Source organism: Streptococcus sp. HMSC076H09 (assembly GCF_001811765.1).
Classification (GTDB): Bacteria; Bacillota; Bacilli; order Lactobacillales; family Streptococcaceae; genus Streptococcus; species Streptococcus agalactiae.
This window is the reverse complement of sequence record NZ_KV806598.1, coordinates 13,433-34,253: the sequence shown is the minus strand read 5'-3', so window position 1 is coordinate 34,253 and position 20,821 is coordinate 13,433. Positions and strand designations below refer to the sequence as shown.

The 20,821-nt window shown below is 34.3% G+C and carries 19 protein-coding genes and 3 tRNA genes; 5 read left to right on the top strand and 17 right to left on the bottom strand.

The window, feature by feature from the left end:
- Positions 1 to 30 precede the first annotated feature (30 nt).
- The 4 genes from HMPREF2818_RS02910 to HMPREF2818_RS02895 all read left to right on the top strand — a co-directional run bounded on the left by HMPREF2818_RS02910 (position 31) and on the right by HMPREF2818_RS02895 (position 3,185).
- Entirely contained in the window at positions 31 to 1,266 is a 1,236-nt protein-coding gene (locus HMPREF2818_RS02910; protein ID WP_000235902.1) for a cation diffusion facilitator family transporter, read from the top strand.
- A gap of 158 nt (positions 1,267 to 1,424) precedes the next feature.
- Complete coding sequence (locus tag HMPREF2818_RS02905; RefSeq protein WP_000781331.1) at positions 1,425 to 1,817, top strand: CidA/LrgA family protein; 393 nt, start codon at positions 1,425 to 1,427, stop codon at positions 1,815 to 1,817.
- Positions 1,798 to 2,493: an LrgB family protein gene (locus tag HMPREF2818_RS02900; protein WP_000224250.1), complete on the top strand. Its 696-nt coding sequence runs from the start codon at positions 1,798 to 1,800 to the stop codon at positions 2,491 to 2,493. Before HMPREF2818_RS02905 ends, HMPREF2818_RS02900 begins: the two co-directional genes overlap by 20 nt.
- Before the next feature lie 68 nt (positions 2,494 to 2,561).
- Entirely contained in the window at positions 2,562 to 3,185 is a 624-nt protein-coding gene (locus HMPREF2818_RS02895; protein WP_000612512.1) for a DUF3862 domain-containing protein, read from the top strand.
- A gap of 268 nt (positions 3,186 to 3,453) precedes the next feature.
- On the opposite strand, the gene HMPREF2818_RS02890 is transcribed toward HMPREF2818_RS02895, so the two are convergent.
- From HMPREF2818_RS02890 to parE, 8 genes are all read right to left on the bottom strand, one after another.
- A tRNA-Arg gene (locus tag HMPREF2818_RS02890) sits at positions 3,454 to 3,525 on the bottom strand.
- Positions 3,526 to 3,597: 72 nt separating this feature from the next.
- On the bottom strand, positions 3,598 to 4,800 hold the full coding sequence (gene rpsA / locus HMPREF2818_RS02885; protein WP_001001614.1) for a 30S ribosomal protein S1: 1,203 nt from the start codon (positions 4,798 to 4,800) through the stop codon (positions 3,598 to 3,600).
- A gap of 125 nt (positions 4,801 to 4,925) precedes the next feature.
- Positions 4,926 to 4,997, bottom strand: a tRNA-Gln gene (locus HMPREF2818_RS02880).
- Positions 4,998 to 5,002: 5 nt separating this feature from the next.
- Positions 5,003 to 5,083, bottom strand: a tRNA-Tyr gene (locus tag HMPREF2818_RS02875).
- 60 nt (positions 5,084 to 5,143) lie between these two features.
- On the bottom strand, positions 5,144 to 5,374 hold the full coding sequence (locus HMPREF2818_RS02870; protein WP_000037098.1) for a DUF2969 domain-containing protein: 231 nt from the start codon (positions 5,372 to 5,374) through the stop codon (positions 5,144 to 5,146).
- Between the two features lie 82 nt (positions 5,375 to 5,456).
- A complete protein-coding gene (locus HMPREF2818_RS02865; protein WP_000217780.1) occupies positions 5,457 to 6,479 on the bottom strand; it encodes a branched-chain amino acid aminotransferase in 1,023 nt (340 codons plus the stop codon).
- A 112-nt stretch (positions 6,480 to 6,591) separates the two neighbouring features.
- Positions 6,592 to 9,051, bottom strand: coding sequence for a DNA topoisomerase IV subunit A (gene parC / locus HMPREF2818_RS02860; RefSeq protein WP_000065534.1), 2,460 nt, complete (start codon positions 9,049 to 9,051; stop codon positions 6,592 to 6,594).
- 133 nt (positions 9,052 to 9,184) lie between these two features.
- Positions 9,185 to 11,134, bottom strand: a complete 1,950-nt coding sequence (gene parE / locus HMPREF2818_RS02855) for a DNA topoisomerase IV subunit B (RefSeq protein ID WP_001118432.1) — start codon at positions 11,132 to 11,134, stop codon at positions 9,185 to 9,187.
- Between the two features lie 113 nt (positions 11,135 to 11,247).
- Between parE and plsY the strand changes: the two genes are divergently transcribed.
- Positions 11,248 to 11,886 carry a glycerol-3-phosphate 1-O-acyltransferase PlsY gene (plsY, locus tag HMPREF2818_RS02850; protein WP_001021319.1) on the top strand — a complete coding sequence of 213 codons (639 nt, stop codon included), beginning with the start codon at positions 11,248 to 11,250 and terminating at the stop codon, positions 11,884 to 11,886.
- Between the two features lie 65 nt (positions 11,887 to 11,951).
- Here the strand turns inward: plsY and HMPREF2818_RS02845 are convergent, their stop codons facing one another.
- From HMPREF2818_RS02845 to HMPREF2818_RS02805, 9 genes are all read right to left on the bottom strand, one after another.
- Positions 11,952 to 12,605, bottom strand: coding sequence for a uracil-DNA glycosylase (locus HMPREF2818_RS02845; RefSeq protein WP_000682955.1), 654 nt, complete (start codon positions 12,603 to 12,605; stop codon positions 11,952 to 11,954).
- Positions 12,606 to 12,703: 98 nt separating this feature from the next.
- Positions 12,704 to 13,189, bottom strand: coding sequence for a hypothetical protein (locus HMPREF2818_RS02840; protein ID WP_001209318.1), 486 nt, complete (start codon positions 13,187 to 13,189; stop codon positions 12,704 to 12,706).
- A 113-nt stretch (positions 13,190 to 13,302) separates the two neighbouring features.
- The gene (gene neuA / locus HMPREF2818_RS02835; protein ID WP_000802346.1) at positions 13,303 to 14,544 is read right to left on the bottom strand and encodes an N-acylneuraminate cytidylyltransferase; all 1,242 of its coding nucleotides are present in this window, start codon (positions 14,542 to 14,544) and stop codon (positions 13,303 to 13,305) included.
- A gap of 10 nt (positions 14,545 to 14,554) precedes the next feature.
- Positions 14,555 to 15,184 (bottom strand): acetyltransferase, encoded by a 630-nt coding sequence (locus HMPREF2818_RS02830; RefSeq protein ID WP_000727597.1) that lies wholly within the window; start codon positions 15,182 to 15,184, stop codon positions 14,555 to 14,557.
- Positions 15,181 to 16,335, bottom strand: coding sequence for a UDP-N-acetylglucosamine 2-epimerase (neuC, locus tag HMPREF2818_RS02825; RefSeq protein WP_000717643.1), 1,155 nt, complete (start codon positions 16,333 to 16,335; stop codon positions 15,181 to 15,183). Before neuC ends, HMPREF2818_RS02830 begins: the two co-directional genes overlap by 4 nt.
- 76 nt (positions 16,336 to 16,411) lie before the next feature.
- A complete protein-coding gene (neuB, locus tag HMPREF2818_RS02820; protein ID WP_000262522.1) occupies positions 16,412 to 17,437 on the bottom strand; it encodes an N-acetylneuraminate synthase in 1,026 nt (341 codons plus the stop codon).
- Entirely contained in the window at positions 17,437 to 18,837 is a 1,401-nt protein-coding gene (locus tag HMPREF2818_RS02815) for an oligosaccharide flippase family protein (RefSeq protein WP_001093064.1), read from the bottom strand. Before HMPREF2818_RS02815 ends, neuB begins: the two co-directional genes overlap by 1 nt.
- Positions 18,834 to 19,790: a glycosyltransferase family 52 gene (locus HMPREF2818_RS02810; protein WP_000181212.1), complete on the bottom strand. Its 957-nt coding sequence runs from the start codon at positions 19,788 to 19,790 to the stop codon at positions 18,834 to 18,836. The genes HMPREF2818_RS02815 and HMPREF2818_RS02810 overlap by 4 nt, the downstream gene beginning before the upstream one ends.
- An 83-nt stretch (positions 19,791 to 19,873) precedes the next feature.
- Complete coding sequence (locus HMPREF2818_RS02805; protein ID WP_000591737.1) at positions 19,874 to 20,821, bottom strand: glycosyltransferase family 2 protein; 948 nt, start codon at positions 20,819 to 20,821, stop codon at positions 19,874 to 19,876.

Sequence of the window (20,821 nt, the reverse complement as noted above, 5' to 3'; positions counted from 1 at the left end):
TATAATGTGTAGATGAAAGGAAATTAGGAAATGGCAACTTCTACTGAAAACTTACAACTTGCAAAAAGAGGGCCTATTATTAGTATCATTGCCTATATAACACTGGCAGTCGCTAAATTAGCTACAGGTTATTGGTTTGATGCTACTTCACTTGTAGCAGATGGATTTAATAACTTATCTGATATCTTAGGAAATGTAGCACTCTTAATTGGTTTACACTTGGCTAGTCAACCAGCCGACTCAAACCATCGTTTTGGTCACTGGAAAATTGAAGATTTAGCAAGCCTGATCACCTCTTTTATCATGTTTGTTGTAGGTATTCAAGTTTTTATTCAAACTGTCACTAAGATTATTAATAATACTGATACTAACATTGATCCTCTAGGTGCTATAGTAGGTGCTATATCTGCTCTTGTTATGCTTGGCGTTTATTTCTATAATAAACAATTATCTCAAAGAGTAAAGTCTAGCGCTCTGGTTGCAGCTTCTAAAGATAACCTTTCTGATGCTGTGACATCTATCGGCACATCTATTGCTATCATTGCGGCTTCTCTAAATTTTCCTATTATTGATCGTTTAGCTGCTATCATTATTACTTATTTTATTCTTAAAACAGCTTATGATATTTTTATAGAATCTGCTTTCAGCTTATCGGATGGTTTCGATGATTATCAATTAAAACAATACGAAAAAGCTATATTAACAATTCCTAAAATATCCGCTGTAAAATCTCAACGTGGACGTACTTACGGTAGTAATATTTACCTTGATATTGTTCTCGAAATGAACCCTGATCTCTCAGTCTTTGAAAGTCATGCCATTACCGAAAGAGTGGAAAAACTACTCAGTGATAAATTTTCTGTATATGACATAGATATTCATGTAGAACCCGCTTCTATTCCAGAAGACGAAATTTTCGATAATGTTTACCAAAAATTATACAAAAATGAAAAAATCATCCTAGCAAAAATTCCCGGTTATGAGACCTTTATTAGCCCTGACTTTTATATGATTAATGAAAAGGGAAATATTATCACTTCTGACATGCTTACTAATGCTACAAATCATTCATTGGCAAGCAACTTTAAATATTTCAATGTAAAATCAATTAGTCAAAAAACAAAACTTGTGTCTTATGAATTGGAAGGTAAACGACATACTAGTATTTGGCGCCGTAATGAAAAATGGTTCTTAATCTACCATCAAATAACTGCCAAGTCAAGTCCGTATAAAACGAGACGATATCAAATCACTTCCCTTGATTAATATACTATTTAATCAGTTACTCTTGATAAAAATAGCTTACAAAAATAAATTAAAAAGATTGAGAAGGATCTCGGTCTTTTTAATTTGTTTTTATGTAAACGTTTCATAGCCTTGAAAATTACTTTCAGAGTAGTAGACTATAATGGAAGGAGTTTTTCATGAAATTATACGTTCAATTAATGGTTATTTTAACCTTTTCATTCGCTGGTGAGGTTCTATCTACTATATTCAACTTACCTGTACCAGGTAGTATTATTGGATTAATATTACTATTCCTAGCGTTAAAATACAAAATCATCAGGCTCAGGCATATTGATGCCGTGGGGAATTTTCTATTAGCAAATATGACCATTTTATTTTTACCACCAGCAGTTGGACTGATGGAGCACTTTCAAGACATAAAGCCCTATCTTTTTGGGATAGCTATCATTATCTTAGGAGCGCTATTTCTCAATATTCTAACTATTGGACTGGTATCCCAATGGATCAAAAAGAGATATGAAGGAGATTATCCAGAAATTGGAGGTAAAAATGGCAACTTTAACGAATAACCCTATCTTTGGTATTATGTTAACCGTATGGGCGTATTACATTGGCATAAGGATTTTTAGAAAATATCCTTCCCCTGCAACAACTCCACTTCTTTTGGCGACTATTTTATTAATTGCTTTTTTAAAATTAACACATATCTCCTATAAAGATTACTACAATGGCGGTTCATTTCTAACGATGTTAATTACGCCTTCAACGGTTGTATTGGCTATTCCTCTCTATAGAACCTTTCATTTAATGAAGCATCACATTAAAAGTATTAGCATTAGCATCATCTTAGCTTCTGTTATCAACACAGTTTTTACCGCAATAGTTGCTAAGTTTTTTGGTATGAAATATTTCTTAGTAATCTCACTTTTCCCAAAGTCCGTAACTACAGCTATGGCCGTTGGAATTACAAGTAAAGCAGGTGGATTAGCTACTATCACTCTGGTCGTAGTTGTTATTACAGGCATCTTAACAAGCGTTTTGGGTCCTATTTTTCTAAAATTATTAAGGATAGAAGATCCTGTTGCTATAGGGCTCGCGCTAGGAGGAACTGGGCATGCTATAGGAACTGGACAAGCCTTAAAATATGGCCAAGTTCAAGGCGCCATGGCTGGACTAGCAATTGGTATCACAGGAATTTGCTATGTTATTGTCAGTCCTTTAGTTGCAGGCTTAATATTGAAATGAGGATAAGGAAAGTAAACCCAAAATAATTATGTTATAATATTAAAAAATAGAATTTAGGATAAATAATTATGATACCGTTAAAAAAAATAACTGTTGGAACGATTATCTGTCTCTCATTTTTGGGTTTAACAGCATGCTCTTCTTCAAATACTCAGCAAACCTCTACTTCAAAATCAAATGTATCACAACATAAAAATATCAAAGCTGACCACGAAGAATTACGTTTGAAATTTAATAAAGTAAAGTTAGGGGTTAAAGCAAATAACTTTAAAGGAGGCACTAGTCTCGCTGAATTAAAACAATTATTTGGTGGCGAACCAAATGAAAAATTTGATACACCAGCGGGAAATGTCACTCTTAAAGGCTATCGTTGGAATGTCGATGATATCTCCATCACTATACAATTATTAAACGATAGTAGCATTGTTCGTTCAATTAGTAATTTTAAGTTTATTCGAGATGCCAACATCACAACAAAAGATTATAATAGTTTAAAAAATGGCATGTCATACAATAAAGTAAAAGAACTTCTAGGAGAACCTGATGATATTTCTCAAGCAGTTTCTTCAGATAAAGAGGAACTACAGGCTGCATGGATTAGTGGCATTCAGTCGTCAGATAGTGATCCAGGAATTAACCTTACATTTGAAAATGATAAACTCACTAACAAACAACAGCATGGTTTAAAATAAAAAGGCATTAACGCCTTTTTATTAATACCTTAATTACTTATTAGAAATATTTTATTACACAATAGTTTAATCTTAGTATCTTAACTTAGCCCCTTAATGGTCATACTAACTAATTATGATACTAACTTACACAGATTTCAAACTGATTCTCCCTTATTTGTCAACCCTAGTTTTACTTATCAGAAATGAGGAGAATCAGTTTGTGAGGCAAGGTTGGAGATAAACTAATATAAAGCCTATAACATAAAGCTTTATGGAGCATCTATTATCCATCTTAAGGGAATCGAACCCCTATCCCAAGAACCGGAATCTTGTGTGATATCCATTACACTAAAGATGGTAGTACATGTTATATTATAGCATACTTTATCAACAAAAACAAAAAGACTTGCTTTAGCAAGTCTTTTAATTATTATAATTCAATATCACCGAATAAGTCAGCCATAGAGAATCCAGTTTGTGTTTCTGGAAGCTCATAGTCGCGTTTTTCTTGACGACGTGGACGACGTGGACGTGATTGACGTTTTTCTTCTTTTTCACCTTCTGCTTGCGCTGGACGCTCTTCAAGAGCTTTCATTGAAAGTGATACACGTTCTGCATCTGAATTAACTTCAAGAACTTTAACAGTAACTTCTTGTCCTGCAGATAATACGTCTTTAGGATTTTCAACACGTTTGTGTGAAATTTGTGAAATGTGTACAAGTCCATCAATGCCAGGTAACACTTCAACAAAAGCACCAAAGTCAGTCAAGCGTTTTACTTTACCTTCAATAACATCACCAGCAGCAAGTTTTTGTTCAACACCATCCCATGGGCCAGGTGTAGTTGCTTTAAGTGAAAGTGATACACGACCAGCTTCTTCATCAATTGAAAGTACTTTAACTTCAACTTCTTCACCAACAGTTACAACTGATTTAGGTGAAACATTGCGCTCATGTGATAATTCAGTTACGTGTACAAGTCCATCAACACCACCAAGGTCAATGAAAGCACCAAAGCTTGTTAAACGAGCAACTTTACCAGTTACAACTGAACCTACTTCAATGTTTGAGAAAACTTCTTTACGTGCAGCTGCTGCTGATTCTTCAACAACTTCACGACGTGAAAGGATGAAGCGATTTTCTGCTGCATCAACTTCTTTGATTTTAGCATCAAATTCTTGTCCAACAAATTTTTCAGTGTTACGTACAAAACGAGTATCAATCATTGAAGCTGGGATGAAACCACGAAGTCCTTCAAATTCAACTGAAAGTCCGCCTTTAACAGCACGTGTACCTTTAACAGTAACAACTTCACCTTCACGACCAACAAGTTTGTCCCATGCTTTACGAGCTTCCAAGCGTTTTTTAGATACAAGGAAAGTTACTGTATCAGTATCTTTACCTACAACTTGACGAAGAACAAGTACTTCAACTGTGTCGCCAGCTTTAACAAAATCATTGATATCAGCATCACGATCGTTAGTCAATTCACGAAGTGTCAAGACACCTTCAACACCAGTACCATCGATAACAACGTTTGCTTGACCGTTATCAACTGTTAAAACTTCCGCAGTGACAACGTCACCAGGATTCACTTCGCTAACACTGTTTAGCAAATCTTCAAATTCATTCATTCTAAAAAATCCTCCAACAAAAGCTAGCCGAGCTAGCTTTTGATAACAATATATTTTCTCAAGGTAACCCGCAAGGACAACAAATATCTCTTTGACGGTGTCAAACAAAAGTTTGATACCTTTGACTGGGGTAGCTGGATTCGAACCAACGCATGAGGGAGTCAAAGTCCCTTGCCTTACCGCTTGGCTATACCCCAAATAATGGAAAGAGAGGGATTCGAACCCCCGAACCCGAAGGAGCGGATTTACAGTCCGCCGCGTTTAGCCTCTTCGCTATCTTTCCGTAACAACACTGACTATTCTACCACAGATGTTGTTAGCACGCAAGCTTTTTAAATAAATATTAGCGATTAAGATTATATTCTTCAATAATATTTCCCATAGCTTGATCTAAATTTTTATAGAATCCACTCACTTGCTCACCTTTAATCACAGCAAATTTAGAATCTAGCTCTGCAATTTGACCTACAATTTTTTTTCCAATAACGAGTTGGTATCCATCAACCTTAGTTCCATTAACTGTTACTTGAGCGTCTGAAATTTGAATTTCAATTTTCTTATCTTTTTTACTCACTATTAACTCCAATATCTCTTTTATTGTTTTTTATTGTACACAAAATACTAAAAGCTTGCAAGAGCAAGCTTTTAGTATAGACTTAATCTACTTTATAAATCCACCCTTCTGGTGCTTCAACATCACCAAACTGGATCCCTACTAACTCATCATATAGTTTACGTGTCGCTGGACCAACTTCTGTCTCACTGTAGAAGACATGGAAGTCATCTCCGTTTTGAATTCCTCCAATTGGTGAAATAACTGCGGCTGTACCACATGCGCCAGCTTCTGTAAATTTATCTAATTCGTCGACAAAGACATCTCCTTCAATCGCTTCCATACCAAACCTTTCTTTAGCAAGGTAAAGCAATGAATATTTAGTAATTGAAGGTAAAATTGAAGGACTCAAAGGGGTGATAAACTGATTATCTTTAGTAATTCCAAAGAAATTAGCTGCTCCAACCTCTTCAATTTTAGTATGTGTCGCTGGATCAAGATAGATAACATCTGAAAATTGTTTCTCATGAGCGTATTTCCCAGGAAGAAGACTAGCAGCATAGTTACCACCAACTTTTGCAGCTCCTGTACCATTCGGTGCTGCTCTATCATATTCTTTGGAAACAATAAAGTTAGTTGGTGTTAAACCACCTTTAAAATAACTACCTACTGGCATTGCAAATACCGTAAAAATATATTCTTCAGCAGGTTTAACTCCAATAATATCTCCCACACCAATTAATAAGGGACGAATGTATAATGTTGCCCCTGTACCATACGGTGGAACAAACTCCTCATTAGCGCGTACAACAGATTTAACCGCTGCAATAAATTTGTCTGTCGGAACATGTGGCATTAAAAGACGATCTGCTGTTCTTTGAAGTCGTTCTGCATTTTGATCTGGACGAAATAACTGAATAGAGCCATCTTTAGTTCTATAAGCTTTCAATCCTTCAAAAGCTTGTTGCCCATAGTGGAGGGCAGGAGAACTTTCTGAAATATGTAGCGTTGCATCATCTGTCAACTTGCCATCATCCCATTTCCCATCTTTAAAATGCGAAATGTATCGGAATGGTAATTTTCTGTAAGCAAAACCTAAATTATCCCAATCTAAATTTACTGTCATAAGGTACCTCTTTCTTTGGGTTTCTAACTATTGTACGCTATTATCATTATTTTTTCAATATTATTTGTAAAATTCAGATAAATTACCAAACTAGTAAAAACACAAATGTGTTTTACTTAATTTTAACTGAGAATACTTCTTCGTCAGAAATCTTATCAGATACAAAAGAGCCATTACTTGTACGTTCAGAAAAACTCCATTGACTTAAATCAACATCGTAAACTTTTCCTGTTTTAGACATAATCTCAAGTACGAAAGTATCTCCTTCATGATTCGATACTGAACTAAATAAATCAAATTCAAAAGATGAATCCTCTAAATATACAGGTCCTGCTTTAAAAACGCGATGCGGTTTGGATTTCAATTCACGAAGAACTTGAAGTCCTCGATTAGCACGACTAGTTGTGGGGATAACATCAATGGCCATTCGTTTAAGACTTCCTCTATGAGTTAATAAATATAAACTTGTGGTGTTAGCTATAAATGCAGATACGATGTGATCACTATCTTTTAAATTCATCGCTTTTACACCTGCGGCTTTACTACCAACGACTGGTACATCATTTATACTAAATCTCAACGCATAACCATTATAAGTGACAAGTATAACATCCTCTAATTGGATAGGAGCAACAGTCACAACGTAATCATCTACATTTTTTAACTTAGCATATTTAGCTGTTTTTGACTTATATGTCCGCCATGGACTGATTTCTTGACGTTCAAAACGCTTTATTTGCCCTAAGCTAGTGACAGCAAAATAAGTTTCTTTAGTAAAATCATCTACTAATTCAGCATAAATAATTTCTTCATTTGAAGCAAAGTTAACAAGATTTTGTGATAAATGTTCACCAACGTCTTTCCATCGAATATCAGCTAATTCATGAACTGGACGATAAGCAAGATTACCAAGGTTAGTAAACATCAATAAATGTTGGGTAGTCTTTGCATTGCTCACAAATATCAATTCGTCATCTTCTCGCTTACCAAGTTCATCAACAGTTGATGCATTGAAAGAGCGAGGACTGGTGCGTTTTACATATCCGCCTCTAGTAACACTGACGTATGTGTCCTCTTCGATAATTAAACTTGCAGTATCGATTTCAATAGTTTCAGCTAATTCTTGAAGTTCAGAACGTCTAGTATTGGCAAATTTCTTTTTGACCTCACGTAACTCACGTTTCATTACGTTATACATCGTACGTTCATCACTAATAATTGCCTTAAGCATTGTGATTTGTTGACGAAGTTCTTCTTCTTCTTCTCTCAACGTCACAATATCAGTATTTGTGAGACGATATAATTGCAATGTGACGATAGCCTCTGCTTGGGCTTCTGAAAACTCATAGCTGACCTTCAAATTCTCTTTCGCATCAGCTTTATTCTCAGAAGCACGAATTAATGCAATCACTTCATCCAAAATAGAAAGAACCCTAATCAGTCCCTCAACAATATGGAGACGTTTTTCGGCTTTTTCTTTATCAAATTTTGAACGAGCAATAATAATTTCTCTTCGGTGAGCGATATAGCTAGTTAATATTCTTGATAGACCCACCTGCTTAGGGGTGTAGTCATCAATAGCAACCATATTGAAATTATAATTCACTTGTAGGTCTGTATATTTAAAAAGATAATTTAAGACAATTGTTTCATCGGCTTCTTTTTTGAGCTCAATAGCGATACGAAGACCATCTCTATCAGACTCATCACGCACCTCTGCTATTCCTGGAACTTTATTATTAACACGAACATCATCGATTCGTTTTACTAAAACTGACTTATTAACTTCATAAGGAATTTCAGTAACAATAATTTGTTTCTTACCACCTTTTAAGGTTTCAATAGCAGTTCGCGAGCGAACCGCTACTCTCCCCTTACCAGTCTCATATGCCTTACGAATTTCATCTTTTCCTTGAATGATAGCGCCAGTTGGAAAATCTGGACCAGGTAGAAATTCCATTAATTTATCTAATTTAGCTTTAGGGTGATCAATCATGTACACGACAGCATCAATGACTTCTGCTAAATTATGTGGTGGAATATCTGTTGCATAGCCTGCAGATATTCCTGTTGCTCCGTTGACTAAAAGATTGGGAAAGGCAGCTGGTAAAACAGTTGGTTCTTTCTCTGTATCATCGAAATTCCAGGCAAAGGGTACGGTATTCTTATCAATATCTTGAAGAAGATAACCAGCAATTTCTGATAGACGGGCTTCCGTATAACGCATAGCCGCCGCAGGATCTCCATCCATAGAACCATTATTTCCGTGCATTTCAATCAATGTCTCACGATTTTTCCAATCTTGAGACATACGAACCATCGCGTCATAGATAGAGGAATCCCCATGAGGATGGAAATTCCCCATAACATTACCGACTGATTTTGCAGATTTGCGAAATCCCTTTTCAAAAGTATTACCATCTTTATTCATTGAATAAAGGATTCGACGTTGAACAGGTTTTAAGCCATCACGAATATCCGGCAACGCCCGTTCTTGAATGATATACTTAGAATAGCGCCCAAAACGCTCTCCCATAATGTCCTCAAGGGACATATTTTGAATATTAGACATATTTTTAATTTTCTCCTAGTTGGAGTGGCTTAGTATTATTTTTCCACTTATTTGAAATGAATGATTGGCTCTCTTGTCTAACGCATACAATATTACTTGTACACTATAAAACATGAATAACCAAGACTCTTTATTAAAATACTGTATTCTCTTCTAAAGTAAACTTGACATTATCTTCAATCCATTGGCGTCTTGGAGGAACTTTATCACCCATCAAGACATTAACTCGACGTTCTGCTCTTGCTAAATCTTCAATTGTTACACGAATTAATGTCCTTGTCTCAGGGTTCATAGTGGTTTCCCACAATTGATCGGCATTCATTTCCCCAAGCCCTTTATATCGTTGTAATAGTGAGCCTTTACCAAATTTTTGTCGTAATTCTTCTAACTCTATATCCGTCCAAGCATACTCAACAATTTCTTTCTTACCTTTTCCTTTTGACATTTTATACAAAGGTGGCAAAGCAATATAGACATGTCCCTCTTCAACAAGAGGTCTCATATAGCGATAAAAGAAAGTTAATAATAGTGTCTGAATATGAGCTCCGTCAGTATCAGCATCGGTCATAATGATAACTTTATCATAATTAATATCGTCAATATTAAAATCAGGACCAACACCTGCACCAATGGTATGGATCATTGTATTAATTTCTTCGTTTTTTATAATATCAGCCATCTTTGCCTTAGCTGTATTCAATACTTTTCCTCGCAACGGTAAAATAGCTTGAAACTTTCTATCACGACCTTGCTTAGCAGAGCCACCTGCAGAGTCTCCTTCGACTAAATAGAGTTCATTTTTCTTAGCATTTTTTGATTGTGCAGGGGTTAATTTTCCAGAAAGTAGACCTTTATCTTTTTTCGACTTTTTCCCATTTCTACTTTCATCACGAGCTTTACGTGCAGCTTCACGCGCATCACGTGCTTTTATTGCCTTACGGATTAAATTAGATGCTAAATCTCCATTTTCCATAAGAAAGTAAGTTAACTTTTCAGAAACAATACCATCAACAATTGGTCGTGCTAAGGGACTTCCTAGTTTATCTTTAGTTTGGCCTTCAAATTGCAAGTGCTCCTCAGGTACAAGAATAGATAAAATGGCTGATAGCCCCTCACGATAATCAGAACCTTCAAGGTTTTTATCTTTTTCTTTAAGAAGTCCTGTTTTACGTGCATAGTCATTCATAGACTTTGTAATAGCTGATTTCAAGCCAGTTTCATGTGTTCCACCATCTTTAGTACGAACATTATTGACAAAAGAAAGAATATTATCTGAAAAACCATCATTATACTGCAAAGCAACTTCGATATGAAATTCTTGTTCTTCACCTTCGAAAAACATGATTGGTGTCAACGTTTCTTTATCTTCATTTAAATACTCTACAAAATCTTGAACACCGTTTTCATAATGAAATTCTAGATGCTCTGCTTCTTCTGAACGATTATCTGTTAAGGTTAAAGTAACATTTTTTAAGAGAAAGGCAGATTCCTTTAAGCGCTCTGCAATTGTATTAAACTTAAAATCTATCGTTGAAAATACTGACTGATCTGGCATAAAGCTGACAGATGTCCCAGATTTTGATTTTGGTGCCGTGCCGATTTTTTTCAGGGTTGTAACGGGCTTACCACCATTTTCAAAACGTTGTCTGTAAATAGCTCCGTCGCGAATGATTTCAACTTCTAACCAAGAAGACAAAGCATTAACTACAGATGATCCAACACCATGGAGACCACCTGATGTTTTATAACCACCTTGTCCAAATTTTCCACCTGCATGAAGCACCGTGAAGATGACTTCAACAGTAGGTTTTCCCATAGCATGCATTCCAGTTGGCATACCGCGTCCATGGTCTGTAACAGTTATACTCCCATCTTTGTTAATAATAACATCAATGCGATTTCCAAAACCTGATAGAGCTTCATCAACTGCATTATCTACAATTTCCCACACTAAATGATGTAAACCAGTTCCATCTGTGGAACCTATATACATCCCTGGACGCTTACGAACAGCATCTAATCCTTCTAAGACTTGAATAGCATCGTCGCCATAATTCGTCACTGTTATATCTTGTTTAGCCAAAGTGACCTCCAAATTTTTTCATCTTTTTTATATTACAAGTTTTTTGCTGTTTTTGCAAAATTATTTTTTTAAAAATAGCAAAAAGACTTTTATGCTTATGTTATAATAAGGGTATGAATATTATAATTATGATTATCATTGCCTATCTGTTAGGCTCTATCCAAACTGGACTTTGGATTGGTAAATATTTTTACCAAGTCAATCTTCGTCAACACGGTAGTGGTAATACTGGCACCACGAATACCTTCCGTATTTTAGGTGTAAAAGCTGGCATTGTCACTTTGACTATTGACATTTTAAAAGGGACTCTAGCAACACTTATTCCTATCATATTAGGTATAACGACAGTATCTCCATTTTTTATCGGTTTTTTTGCTATTATAGGTCACACTTTCCCTATTTTTGCACAATTCAAAGGTGGGAAAGCCGTTGCTACAAGCGCTGGGGTTTTGCTAGGATTTGCACCTTCTTTTTTCCTTTACTTATTAGTTATCTTTTTATTAACGCTTTATCTTTTTAGCATGATTTCCCTATCCAGTATTACAGTAGCTGTCGTAGGTATTCTTAGTGTCTTAATTTTTCCATTAGTAGGCTTTATATTAACGGACTACGACTGGATATTTACCACTGTGGTTATCTTAATGGCTCTCACGATTATTATCCGACATCAGGATAATATCAAACGTATTCGAAAAAGGCAAGAAAATTTGGTTCCGTTTGGCTTAAACCTAAGTAAACAAAAAAATAAATAATAAAAAACCGCTAGTAGCGGTTTTTTATTATAAAACTAACAATGTTTCGAGAGTAGATTTCCCTTCTAATTTAACCAATCAATCTCATTTATTCCTTCTTCTTCTAAGAAATGATTTGTTCTAGAAAAAGGTCTGCTACCAAAGAAGCCACGATAAGCAGATAAGGGACTCGGATGAGGACTCTCAATAATATGATGAATAGGATTATCAATTAGCGACTTTTTCTTTCGAGCATAGCCACCCCACAGAATAAAGACTACTGGTGTTTCCTTTTGGTTAACCACTTTGATGACAGCATCAGTAAAAGGTTCCCATATAAGCCCAGCATGACCATTAGCTTGGTGTTCTGGAACTGTTAAACAAGCATTCAATAGCAGCACTCCTTGTTGCGCCCATGATGTTAAGTCATGATGTGAACGTGACCCAATATCTTCTGCTAATTCTTTTAGAATATTTTGAAGTGAAGGAGGAGCTGGTAAATTGTCTGGAACAGAAAATGAGAGTCCTTGAGCTTGTTGAGGGCCATGGTAAGGATCTTGGCCAATAATCACTACTTTTACGTTTTCTAGTGGTGTTATCTGTATGGCATTGAACACCTTATCTCTTGGAGGATAAACGATTCCGCTTTCGTAAACTGCATCCATAAATGTATTAATTTTATTGTAGTAATGATTGGGTAGTTCTCTTTTTATTAAATCATGCCAACTAGAATGTTTCATTTATAACTCCTTACTTTTAGATATCTGTATTACTAGTATAGCAATATTTTATAAAAAACGTTACTGCTTTATTCATTCAAAGCAGTAACGTTTTTTTATTAATCTTCGTCCTTAAGACCTAGAGCCAAATCAGATAAGGACACTGGTCTAGAATTTTCTTCTTTCAAAGAAGTATTTATAATGTTTAAAGAAGTATAAACATCAATAAGGATTCCAAATACATGTGCACGTTCATCACCTAAAATTGCTTGAAAAACCGTCTGTAATTGACAGAATTCTAAAAGATTATCTAAGCCCTTAATCCATTCTTCTACAATAGCCAGAGCCTTATTCATGACTTTAAATGACGATTCATCATACCAATAAATAGAACGAATCAGTTTTTTTTGCTTACTCAAAGCTTCTATTTTAGAAAGTATCTCACCTAGTTCATTCTGCACAATAGCAATAGAAAAATGTTTCCCCAGTAAAGATGGGGTTTTTTCTACTAATATAATTTCATCACGAAACAAGGTTAAATAATGAATACTGACTAACAATTTTTGAATTAGCGCTTGGTGATCGTGTGTTTCGGTTTCTCTCATACTCAACCATCCTTACTATTTCTGACTGGTAAAACTATACGTAGCTTACTTTAAATATACCATATCACTATTGAAATCGCAAAAATAAGATGAATAATTTTATAAAATAAATATTATAAGGTTTTAACTTCGTCTACAAATAATTGATATTGACTTTGTAACAAATCATTAGCCTCTTGAGTAAAATGTAATCCATCACTAGTTAAATGATAATTTAGATTACCATCCTTTGATAAAAATCTATTAATATCTAACAGTGGAATCTGATTTTGATAACAAAATTCTGTTAGCCATTGATTGATTTTCTCAATATCTGCATTATTGACAGTTTCTCTAAAAAGGGTGTAAGCAATAGTTGTAAATCTCATCTTTATTTTATTCTCAGCTAATAATGAGTAGAGTTTTTGGAAATTGCTGAATATTTCTTCCACACTATAACCTGTAATGAGATCATTTACCCCTATAGAAACAAAAGCCTCTGTTACATTAGCTGTCAAAAAGTTAGGTAAGTTTTCCAACATCGTTGCTAATGTTACACCACCTTGGGAATAATTATGGTAATTTTCTAGTGAGATAGATATCGTTTTTGAATCACCTAAAATTATCTTTGAAGCTTCTCTATTGAACAAACGACTATAGCCTTCTTTATAAAAAACTTTATTCTCTTTTTCCCTAATGGCATAATCGAAAAAGAGGTGACCGATGACGTGGATAAAATCATCTCTCGTATCAACATCTAATGAAAATTCCTTTGCCATTTGATAAGCATATGTCCTAGAGGTGAAAAAGCTTTTTTCCCTTAAGTAAGTTTCTTTATTAGAAATAAAAATAGCGCCGTTCGGATAGTATAAAGGTTGTAAATCTTGGCGACGATAACCTTTATCTGCTCCCACCATATCTATAGCATAGCCTTTATCAGACAATGTCGTAAACAGACCAGGGTGTTTCTCAACTTCAGAAAAACTTACAACATTGTCAACATCATGTGAAGAATAATACTCCATTGCTTCCTTTATATGCCATGATTTTCTTAGTGGAGAGGTTACTTGAAGTAACACAAACTCCTGATTATCTTCATAGTCAGATAAAAAATCTTTTAACATATCATACGAAGTTGCCTGATCAGTTGAAAGTTCCGGTTTTCTCATCACCACTGAAATACCGCGTTCTAAACAAATCTCTCTGTACAATTCTGAATCTGTACTAACAAAAATATCTTTCTTATCAAACATTCCAGATTCAATTGCAGCATCTATAGTATGGAAAATCATGGGTTTACCTGCTAGGAATAACATATTCTTATCTGGTAATCCTTTTGACCCTGATCGCGCAGGAATAATACAAATTGGCTTCATAACATATCCTTTATTTTATTTTTTTGGCTGGAACCCCTACATAGGTTCCAGGTTCTATAATATCTTTTACAACAACAGCTCCTGCGCCAATTGTCGTACACGATGAAATATCCAAGGTTTGAATAATAACACTGGCACTACCTACATAAACTTCTTCTCTAATATAACAAAGACCATTTATGGTAGCATTAGGTGCTATATTACAGTGTGATTCTACAACAGTATGATGTTCAATGAGCGCTCCTGTATTAACAACGTTGTTATCAAACAGCTTCACTTTAGAACCTATAAAAGCCCCAAAACCAATAAAGATACCACGCCCACAAATACTATCTGGTGTCAATACTAAAGCATTGGGACTAATGATGTTAATAATACAGTCATAATAATCCTTTGCTACATATTCAAATAGTTCTTTCCTTTTAGCATTATCACCTATTGTAATAAATACTGCATCTATTGAGCCATCTTCAAGGTAAGGTAGCACATCATAAAGTTTTCCAAGAACAGGATAACCATCATGCTCCGTAATATCTTTATCATCAAAAAAACCTACGAAATCATACACAAGAGGATCAATAACCGGAGCAATCGCATCAGCATGACTTCCTGCGCCTAAAAATGCCAACTTTTTTTTCATTTTAGATTATTCTCCTTTAAATCATAAAATGGTTGGGAAATTGAAGGTTCATCTTTCAAATAAAGCTTTATTGCTTCATATGCAATAGATGAAGCATTCCCTTTGTAGTAGGGATTGTCAAAGTTGGTCACTTCATTCAATTTTGATAATCCCTCCAATACAGAGGAGGTTTCGACTGGTACACTTACTACACTTTCTCCATGTAGCCTACCTTTTTGGCGATCACCAATATTAAGAGTAGGTTTCATCAAAGAAGGAACTTCTATTAAACCAGAAGACGAATTACCAATCAGTCCTAGTGAATGACGAATTAAGGAATGATAAAGTTGGGTTGATAAAGAAGCAAAGCAATAACTATTTTCATGATTTATCAAATAAGTATTGATAGCCTTTGCAATATCATCAGAACCAGTATCTGAATTGGATCCTATAAATAGACACTGGACACCAAATTTAGAAAGGGCTGATAGTACCGCTTTCATCTGTTCTCCAGCACTTTTTCCTTGTTCAAAAGTAACAGGATGATAGAGAACAACAAAATAGGATTCCTCTAGTACAATACCTAATTGCTTTTCTATTGCTTCTTTGGTTAGAGAAGGGATTGATAGAGCATTTTCCACTCCGAGAGCTCCTGTGTTAATTACAAATTGAGGTTGTTCTCCCATCTGAATCACACGTTGACGAAAGTCCTCTGTAGAGACTAAGTGTAGGTGACTCATCTTAGTAACTGCATGGCGAATATACTCATCAAAATTGCCTAATGAGGTCTCCCCTCCATGAAGGTGGCATACTGGGACATTATAAATCAACGCTACATTCACAACTGGTAACATTTCGTAACGATCCCCTAAAATGATGACTAGATCATAGTCTTCCTTGTCAAAAATTTTGGTCAATCCTAGTTGTAAATGCGCCATTGCAGTAGATACAGTTCTTCTGTCAGTATCATAAAGATGTAAGGGAACTTTATAAGCAATATCAAAACCGTCTTCTTCAATTTGACGATAAGTATAGCCGTACTTTTCTTCCAGATGCATTGCTGTCGCAATAATTTGTAAGTTGACTTCTTTATCTTTTGATAATCTTTGAATCAATGGCTTCATTATTCCGTATTCAGCACGCGATCCGGTTACTAAACAAATTTTTTTCATCGTATCCCTTCTATATATAGTAATTACATAATCTTAGCCGTGTAATACATCTGTTGCCGATTATAATTAGGTGTTATTATAACTCGGGCAATTGATTTTCAAAGCGTGAATCACGAATAACTTCATCCTCTTCGAAATCATCTTGCGCTTCTTGTCCCAAGATGTCATACCAGTTCATAGGAGAAATACCATTACCTGGGCGCTTCACCGTAATATTTTCTATTGAATAAATATCGCCTTTTTTAATTGGTTTTAAAGCAACGACTGATTTACGAGCAACAATCTTATTTTTTTCTTCTACTGGATCTGGGATTTTTTCAAATCTACCTAAGGCTTGTTCAACAATGCGAACCCCTTTAACTAAAGCAGCTAAAATATCAGGTGTTGCACTGGCTTTATGATCCGGACCTTCCATATTAGTATCTAAAGTAAAGTGTTTTTCAATAACTTCTGCACCCATTGCTGCTGCTGCGATAGGTACTTCTGATCCAATTGAATGATCCGAATAACCTATCGTTAAATCTTTAAATTCATCTTTCAAAGTATGAATAACGTTTAAATTTAGAGAGGGGTAAGGTGTTGGGTACTCTGTTGTACAATGTAAAATAGAAATGTCAGTTGTACCATTCTGACGTAAAATATTCACCGCTTGATGGATCTCTTCCATTACCGCCATACCCGTCGAAAGAATAACTTTCTTTTGTTGCTTGCCAATCTTTTCTAAGTAAGGTAAATTAGTGATTTCTCCTGATGGAATTTTGTAAATTGGCATATCTGTAGAAATTAAGAACTCTAATGACTCTTCATCAAAAGGTGTTGAAAAGGTCTCCACACCTTTTGAAATTGCATAATCACGCATTTCTAAGTATTCTTCAAAGCTTAACTCTAAACGTTTCGTCATCTCAAGTTGACTGTCTGCTGTTCCTGTAGTTTCTTTTTGATATTCAGCTTTGGGAGCAAATTTAGAAATAAGTTTCTCAGCTTTAAAAGTCTGAAATTTAACAGCATCAACACCACAAGACACCGCAACATCTACCATTTTTTTCGCAAGATTAATATCTCCATTATGATTGCAACCAATCTCTGCAATAATATAAACCATTATCTTCTCCTTCTTTTTTTACTCAATAAGTCTAAAATGACTTTTTGAAAAACAATGCTATATACTATAAGAATAATTATTCCTAAACTCCATCTAATAACGATATTATCTAGGAACATGTTCATTAACATAGCATAACTAAATACTATACCACTTAAAATGATGTACTGCCTAACTGAGACATCTGAATAATGGTATTTAACTTTCGAAACAATATGATGAAAAATCAACAAGGCTAAATAAGATATTATTGTAGCCATAGCAGCGCCATAGGCTGCATAATGAGGAATTAATACAAGGTTTAGTAACCAATTTACACCAGCAGCTAATAATGTCCCAATAGGAATCCATGTCGTATTAGCATAGAAGAATTGGATATTTACAGGAAATGTATAGAGAAAAACTAAAAAGTAGCTGACAATAATTAAAGAAATAAATTGAACACTACTACTATACTTGTCTCCTCCCATTATTTGAGCTAACTCAGGAAAAACAGTCAAATAACCTAATGTTAAGAAAACTCCTAAATAGAGATAACGGCTAATATAAGTTGAAAGTTGCAGTAATTTTTCTTTTCTAGCATCAAAAAACCATGGAATCCAAGCCATATTAATACTATTCAAAACAATCTGAATAATCATTCCAAGCGAATAACCGAAACTATACATTGCAACTTCTTTAGTATTGTATAAACGAGCTAGCATAATTCTATCTAATTGCCCCAACAACTGGTGTCCTAACAAATGAAAAATCAAAGGAACAGACACAGTGACAATGAACCGAAAATACTTAGGATTGTAAAAAGATTTGCTATGATAATAAATATAAGCAAAGGCAACTATTCCAGTTATTATAGTAGGAACAAAAGCTCCAAAAACCCTAGATAAAAAGTCATCGGACCAATGAAAAATTAAAAATAGAGATAGTGCAACAGATGAAACTGCATTGGCTAAGGATAATATTAAATTAGCCAAACTCCTCTGTTGTTGTATAAAATACTGACCAAAGAAAGTCACCACATAGCTAGCGTAACTTTGACACACCATTAATAAAAAAATAGATTCAGAAAAACCAACTAATGGTGCAAGAAAACTTCTAAATAGAAAAGCTATCAAAAGTATAATAAGAAACCATATATTACCTACAGAAAAGGCACTCCCTGAATAGCTTTTAAATTCTTCTCCGTATTTGACCCGGGCTGAACTTAAAGAACCGCTCGTCTGAAGGCCAATAAAAAGCATAATAATATTCATCCAAGCGACATATAAACTATATTGGCCATAAACTTCTGTTGAGATAACCCGAGTATAGATGGGAAGTGTGATAAAGGCTAATCCTTGCACCAATAAATTCCCGAGTGTATAAATAAAACCAGATTGAAGTAATTTCTTAGTATTCATTTAATATCCTTCAGATCTACTAAAGTTATTTTTTTATCAACACAAGTTAAAGAATCCAGCGCAGTGGACGAATGTGTTATCCCACATTCGAACCGACCTGTTGACATCAACTCTATAATTTCCATAGGAACATTTGATGGTAATAGCTCTACCGGCAATTTGGAATAATCTACTACATCTCTAGGATGAACTTTTAAATAAACATTGTACCCTAACGTTCTATATTCCTGGACAATATCGTCAAAATAATCGTATTGCTCTTGAATACTTTGAAACCTCTCTGTAGGTGTTTTATACCATTTATCTTGTGCAAGTGGCTGTGTCAACAATAATACTGACTTTGGAGTTATAGTTAATGGTTTTGTTTTAAATATTTTGAAAATCAGTGATTTTTGTTCTTTGTTAAGACTATCAAATAATTTTTTTCTCGGTAGTTCTTTATATTTCTTACTCCTTATGTCATGAGGTAACCCCACTAAAGAATTAACCTCAATTGAGAGACAATATTTTGAAAAACCATACGGAACATACTTTTTAAATAAGTAAGTTTTAATTACTCGTTTTACGACAGAACCACCCAAGAATAACTTGGCTTGAAAACAGTTATAACCATCTTCAATTAGATGATAATTTTTACCTAAATACACCATATAGCGACCTATTAAAGTATCATCATTAAATAGATAGACTTGTGTATCTACTCTCTCAAAGTAGTGATTTAAGTCTGAATCTACAAGCTCCATCACTTCTTCAATATTTTTATTTTGTAACTGCTCCCGATAAGCAAACTCTTTAAATGATTCAGTTCTTATTCCCTGATCATTTAATATCTTTACCCAAGTTTCATAATCCGTGATAGTGTCACAAATAAATATTCTAGTATTTTCTTTATCTTTTAACTTTATTATAGTAATCAGTAGATGGTATAAAGTATGACAAACAAAATTAGTCATTTTATTTTTCCCCTAAATTAGTCTTTTTGATAGTTATCCAACAATTCGTGGTCACTCACATTACAACTATTAAACAGCCATTTCTAGAAAAACCTATTTTTTATAAGTTTTAATTTATCAACTAACTTCACTTTTCTAAGTAACCGTCCATACATTCTATAAGCATCGATATAGTTATCTTCTTTAAACATTACAGATTGTTGTTTTAAAAATTTTTTAGTCCTAAAATATTGATTGACATAAAATATTTCTGTTTTTTGTAAAAAAACGGAATACTTACGTAAACTTGTTATAAGTTTTATTCGCTCGTCTAATGCTGATAAAACATCAAGTTTCTTTCTAGCAATTATAACATTATCACTATTATTCATGATACTACCTACTCGTATACGATAATGATAGAGAGGCTTGTCTATGTATGTTATAGAATTAGCTTTTAAGTATGCTTTATAGTTAAAGAATTCATCCTCATGATACTTATTTAATGCAAATTCTAAATCATTGAATATAGATTTATGGAATAATTTTCCCCATGCAGTAATAAAAATTGAACCATAAGTTTTAATGTCATACATGTTTAGTAGTGCTTCTTCAACTGGTATCACTTTGTCTAAATATTCATAATTTCTTATGCTATTATGTCTTTCATAAAATTCTAAATAGCCACCGATAGCTATAGACGAATCATGTTTTTGAATAGCATTATACAAATTCGCTATGTAATCAGAGGAAACTTTATCATCTGAATCAACAAAAGTTAAGTATTTTCCCTTTGAATGATAAATTCCATAGTTTCTAGCTTCTGACAACCCACCATTCGACTTTTCTATATAGATAACTCTACAATCTCTTTCAGAAAATTCTTTGGCAATTGTCGCACAATTATCCGTCGAACCATCATTAATCAATAATATTTCAATATTTCGATATGTTTGAACAATAAGGCTTTCTATACATTCAACTAAATAATCTTCAACATTATAAATAGGTACAATTACACTTATTAAATCCTTTTCAATTTTCTTTATCAT

Coding starts and splice junctions, on each gene's coding strand:
- HMPREF2818_RS02910 (WP_000235902.1), top strand. CDS start 31: ATGGCAACTTCTACTGAAAACTTACAACTTGCAAAAAGAGGGCCTATT.
- HMPREF2818_RS02905 (WP_000781331.1), top strand. CDS start 1,425: ATGAAATTATACGTTCAATTAATGGTTATTTTAACCTTTTCATTCGCT.
- HMPREF2818_RS02900 (WP_000224250.1), top strand. CDS start 1,798: ATGGCAACTTTAACGAATAACCCTATCTTTGGTATTATGTTAACCGTA.
- HMPREF2818_RS02895 (WP_000612512.1), top strand. CDS start 2,562: ATGATACCGTTAAAAAAAATAACTGTTGGAACGATTATCTGTCTCTCA.
- rpsA (WP_001001614.1), bottom strand. CDS start 4,800: ATGAATGAATTTGAAGATTTGCTAAACAGTGTTAGCGAAGTGAATCCT.
- HMPREF2818_RS02865 (WP_000217780.1), bottom strand. CDS start 6,479: ATGACAGTAAATTTAGATTGGGATAATTTAGGTTTTGCTTACAGAAAA.
- parC (WP_000065534.1), bottom strand. CDS start 9,051: ATGTCTAATATTCAAAATATGTCCCTTGAGGACATTATGGGAGAGCGT.
- plsY (WP_001021319.1), top strand. CDS start 11,248: ATGAATATTATAATTATGATTATCATTGCCTATCTGTTAGGCTCTATC.
- HMPREF2818_RS02845 (WP_000682955.1), bottom strand. CDS start 12,605: ATGAAACATTCTAGTTGGCATGATTTAATAAAAAGAGAACTACCCAAT.
- HMPREF2818_RS02840 (WP_001209318.1), bottom strand. CDS start 13,189: ATGAGAGAAACCGAAACACACGATCACCAAGCGCTAATTCAAAAATTG.
- neuA (WP_000802346.1), bottom strand. CDS start 14,544: ATGAAGCCAATTTGTATTATTCCTGCGCGATCAGGGTCAAAAGGATTA.
- HMPREF2818_RS02830 (WP_000727597.1), bottom strand. CDS start 15,184: ATGAAAAAAAAGTTGGCATTTTTAGGCGCAGGAAGTCATGCTGATGCG.
- neuC (WP_000717643.1), bottom strand. CDS start 16,335: ATGAAAAAAATTTGTTTAGTAACCGGATCGCGTGCTGAATACGGAATA.
- neuB (WP_000262522.1), bottom strand. CDS start 17,437: ATGGTTTATATTATTGCAGAGATTGGTTGCAATCATAATGGAGATATT.
- HMPREF2818_RS02815 (WP_001093064.1), bottom strand. CDS start 18,837: ATGAATACTAAGAAATTACTTCAATCTGGTTTTATTTATACACTCGGG.
- HMPREF2818_RS02810 (WP_000181212.1), bottom strand. CDS start 19,790: ATGACTAATTTTGTTTGTCATACTTTATACCATCTACTGATTACTATA.
- HMPREF2818_RS02805 (WP_000591737.1), bottom strand. CDS start 20,821: ATGATAAAGAAAATTGAAAAGGATTTAATAAGTGTAATTGTACCTATT.